Annotated in this window: 3 protein-coding genes; all 3 read right to left on the reverse strand. The window is 72.4% G+C overall.

Translation table 11 applies throughout. The features are described from left to right. A partial coding sequence (locus M8J74_RS41160; RefSeq protein WP_249841287.1) for a CheR family methyltransferase occupies positions 1 to 1,497 on the reverse strand: 1,497 nt, incomplete at its 3' end. Positions 1,498 to 1,519: 22 nt separating this feature from the next. Continuing rightward, complete coding sequence (locus M8J74_RS41165) at positions 1,520 to 2,119, reverse strand: chemotaxis protein CheB (protein WP_249841288.1); 600 nt, start codon at positions 2,117 to 2,119, stop codon at positions 1,520 to 1,522. A gap of 22 nt (positions 2,120 to 2,141) precedes the next feature. After that, a complete protein-coding gene (locus M8J74_RS41170; RefSeq protein ID WP_249841289.1) occupies positions 2,142 to 3,500 on the reverse strand; it encodes a DUF2252 domain-containing protein in 1,359 nt (452 codons plus the stop codon). Between the last annotated feature and the right edge of the window lie 338 nt (positions 3,501 to 3,838).

Genomic DNA, 3,838 nt, shown 5'->3' on the forward strand with positions numbered 1-3,838 from the left:
GTTGGTGGACTGCAGTTCCTCGTTGGTGGTCTCCAGCTCCTCGATGCTCGACTGGAGCTCCTCGTTGGTGGTCTCCAACTCCTCGTTGGTGGACTGCAGTTCCTCGTTGGTGGTCTCCAGCTCCTCGATGCTCGACTGGAGCTCCTCGTTGGTGGTCTCCAACTCCTCATTCGTGGACTGCAGTTCCTCGTACGCCGTCTCCAGGTCCTCCCGGACCCGCTTGATCTCGGACTTGAGCCGGGTGGCCACGGTGACGTCGGTGAAGGTGACGTTGGTGGCGGCGGTCAGGCCGTCGGAACCGGCGAGGGGCTGGACCAGGATGTCGAAGTACTGCAGGTCCTCGCCGACCCTGCGTTCGACTCCGTTGACCCGCAGGGTGCGCCGCTCGTGGGCGGCCTGCTCGATCAGGGAGCGCAGCTCGACGGGGCGGTAGGAGACCTCCAGGTCCTGGAAGGGCCGTCCGACGTCGTTCGGGGTGAGGCCGAACTGCACGCGCGCCTGGCTGTTGACGAGGATGACGGTGCCCTCGGCGTCGACCGCCACGGCGGCGCTGGGGTTGGCGTCGAGGATGAGGTCGCGCATCTGGCGGTGCCGGGCCACGGTGTGCAGCTCGCCGCTCGTCCCGGACCTGCTCTTCACGGGGGACGGCTGGTAGGGCGCGGAGGCCTCGCCCGGCCGGCGCCGGAAGACGCGCTGCCGCATGCTCATCACATCGAAGCGGTCGGCGTCGTTCAGCAGCATCTCGGCCTTGCCGAGGAAGAGGAAGCCGCCCTCGCGCAGGGCGAAGTGGAAGCGGTCGACGATCTGGGTCTGGGCCTCCACGTTGAAGTACATCATCGTGTTGCGGCACACCAGCAGGTCGAGGCGGGAGATGGGGGCGTCGCGGGTGACGTCGTGCCGTCCGAAGATCACCCGGCGGCGCAGGTCCGGGCGGAAGCCGAAGCGGACGCCGTTCGGTTCGAAGTACTTGTCGCGCAGTTCTGGAGCGAGCGGCGCGAGCGCCTTGGCCTGGTACAGGCCGGAGCGGGCGTCGCGCAGTGCCTCGTCGTCGACGTCGGTGCCGTAGATCTTGACGCGTTCCAGGGTCTCGTCCAGGCCGATGGCCTCGGCGAACATGATCGCGAGCGAGTAGGCCTCCTCGCCGCTGGAGCAGCCGGCGCTCCACACCCGGATCTCGTCGTCGGCCCGGCTCTGGGCGAGCAGTTCGGGCAGCACCTCGCGCTGCAGGAAGGTCCAGGCGTCGGGGTCGCGGAAGAAGGAGGTGACGTTGATCAGGATGGTGTTGAACAGCGCGTTGAATTCGTCCGCATTCGCCTCCAGGCGGTCGCGGTAGTCCGTGTACGTGTCCACCTGGACGTCCGCCATGCGCTTGCGGATGCGGCGCCCCAGCGAGGAGCGCTTGTATCCGGTGAAGTCGAAGCCGCGGGCATCCCTGAGAAAGCCGAGGAGTCCCTCCAGTTCCTCGTCGGCTTCCGGGTCCGGCCGTACGTCGCCCATCGTCGTATCCGCCACTTCTCCGCTACTGCCTCTCGGTCCGGACCAGTCCGCTGATCACCGCGGCGATCTCGTCCAGAGGTAGCACGAAGTCCACTGTCCCCGTACCCAGTGCCGCGTCCGGCATGCCCCGGAACTCGGCGGTCGCCGGATCCTGCACGATGACGGTGCCGCCGCGCGACTTGACCGCGTCCACCCCCATGGCGCCGTCCCGTCCGGTGCCGGTGAGCACGCAGGCGATGGCCCGCGGTCCGTAGGCCCCCGCGACCGACTCGAACAGCAGGTCGGCGGAGGGACGCACGAAGTGCACCAGCTCGCTGTCGGTCAGGGCGAGCCGGCCGCCGGGGCGGACCAGGAGGTGCCGGTCGGGCGGTGCGAGGTAGACCTGGCCGGGCCGGACGTGCTCGTGGTCCTCGGCCAGCTTCACGGGCAGCTTCGTACGGCGGCCCAGGACCTCCGCGATGACGGTGCGGTGGCGCGGGTCCAGGTGCTGCACGGCCAGGACCGGCACCGGCAGGTCGGCGTCCAGGCCGCCGAGCAGGGTGAGCAGGCCGCCCACGCCACCGGCGGAGGAGGCGAGAGCGACGACCTCGTAGGCGTCGGGCTGGGCTGCGGAGGGCTGCACGTGGCCAGCGTAGGGGCGGACGTCAGGCGTCGGGGGCCGCCCGTACCACCCCGGCGGTGATCGCCGCGCCGAGGGCGGCGTGGTCGTCGGCGGTCTGGCCGGCGTAGGCGAGGGCGAAGTCGGCCACGGCCCGGTCGAAGGTGTCGGCCTCGCCCAGGTAGGAGGCGATGGCGATGCGGTCGCCGGAGCGGGCGTGGGCACGGGCCAGGGCGCTGCCGCACAGACGGGCGTAGGCGAGCAGGTCGGACGGACTCATTCCGGCGACGTCCGCGGAGCCCTTCATGTCGCGCAGCTGGCGCCAGTAGAAGGCTCGTCCCTGCGGCCCGCTCATCCACCCCAGGAAGATGTCGCTCGCGGCCTGCGTCAGCCGCTGTCCCGCCACCACCCGGTGTCCGGGGTGGACGTACGGCCCGTGCGGCAGGTGTTCCTCCAGTACGGAGTTGCGTGCCTCCTTGATCTGAAGGAACAGCAGGTCGTCGGGGTCCCGACCGGCGAGCAGCACGACGAAGCAGCGCATGCCGACGCTGCCGACGCCGACGACCTTGCGGGCGGCGTCCACGAAGCGGTAGCGGTCCAGCAGCAGGCGGCGTTCCTCGGAGAGGGTGGAGCGGTAGTCGCTGAACATCTTGCGGACGGCGGCCGTGTCGGAGACGCCGGCGGGCTCCAGCAGCGGCGGGTCGTGCACGATCCGGCGGCGGCCGTCGACGACCTCGGTCAGCTTGCCGACGGCGTGCAGACTGGTGCGGCGGCGGGCGCGGGTGAGGCTGGCGGCGACCTGCCGGCGGCGGCGCGCGGAGCGGGCGAGGGTGTGCAAGCTGTCCGCGTCGACGCGCTCGTACCAGACCTCGAGCTCGCCGCGCCGGGCCAGCCGCCTGATCGCGGTCCGGTAGGCGGCGGCCGCGGCCAGCGCCGCCCGCCGTGCCCGGTCGTCGGCGTGCCCGTTCTCGCGGGCGGCGACGGCCACGCTGGCGGCGAGCCGCTGGACGTCCCACTCGAAGGGGCCGGGGAACGTCTCGTCGAAGTCGTTGAGGTCGAACAGCAGCGTGCGTTCCGGGGAGGCGTACAGGCCGAAGTTGAGCAGGTGGGCGTCGCCGCACAGCTGCACGGTGAGTCCGGTGTGCGGCCGGGAGGCCAGGTCGGCGGCCATCACGGCGGCCGCCCCGCGCAGGAAGGCGAGCGGCGAGGCGGCCATCCTGCCGTACCGGATCGGCAGCAGCTCGGACAGCCGGTCCCGGCCCTGCCGCTCCAGCACGGCGACGGGGTCGGACCGGTCGACGGGCGCGAGCCACCCGGCATGACCGGAACGCGGGACCCGCTTGCGGGCGGCCCTGCCGCGCTGGGCGCGGTCGGCCGGGGAGGCGGGGGCGACGGACGTGCTCATGGGGCGTACCGGGTGGGTGCGGTGCCGGCGGGGCCGGTGGGCCGGGTGGGTGCGGTGCGGCTGCCCGGGGGCAGGGGCTGCGGTGTCGGCGGTCGTCTCCGCGTGGCTCCGCTCGTCCCGCGCTCTGTGTCGTGACCGCCGTCCATTACGCCTCCCGCCGCCGTGTCCGCTTGGGACGGTTCCGGTGATCCCCTCGGCTCGCCGCCTCCTGATCGCAGTGAAGGCGGCGGGCGCGCCGCGCGCATGCCGGGTCCGGCAATCGGGTGACGGGGCGCGGGGCGGGGCGTCGCAGGGGTGGGGCGGGGCGCCGCGGCGGGGGTGACGGCGACCGGGGCGGC

This window comes from Streptomyces panaciradicis, assembly GCF_023516615.1.
Lineage (GTDB): Bacteria > Actinomycetota > Actinomycetes > Streptomycetales > Streptomycetaceae > Streptomyces > Streptomyces panaciradicis.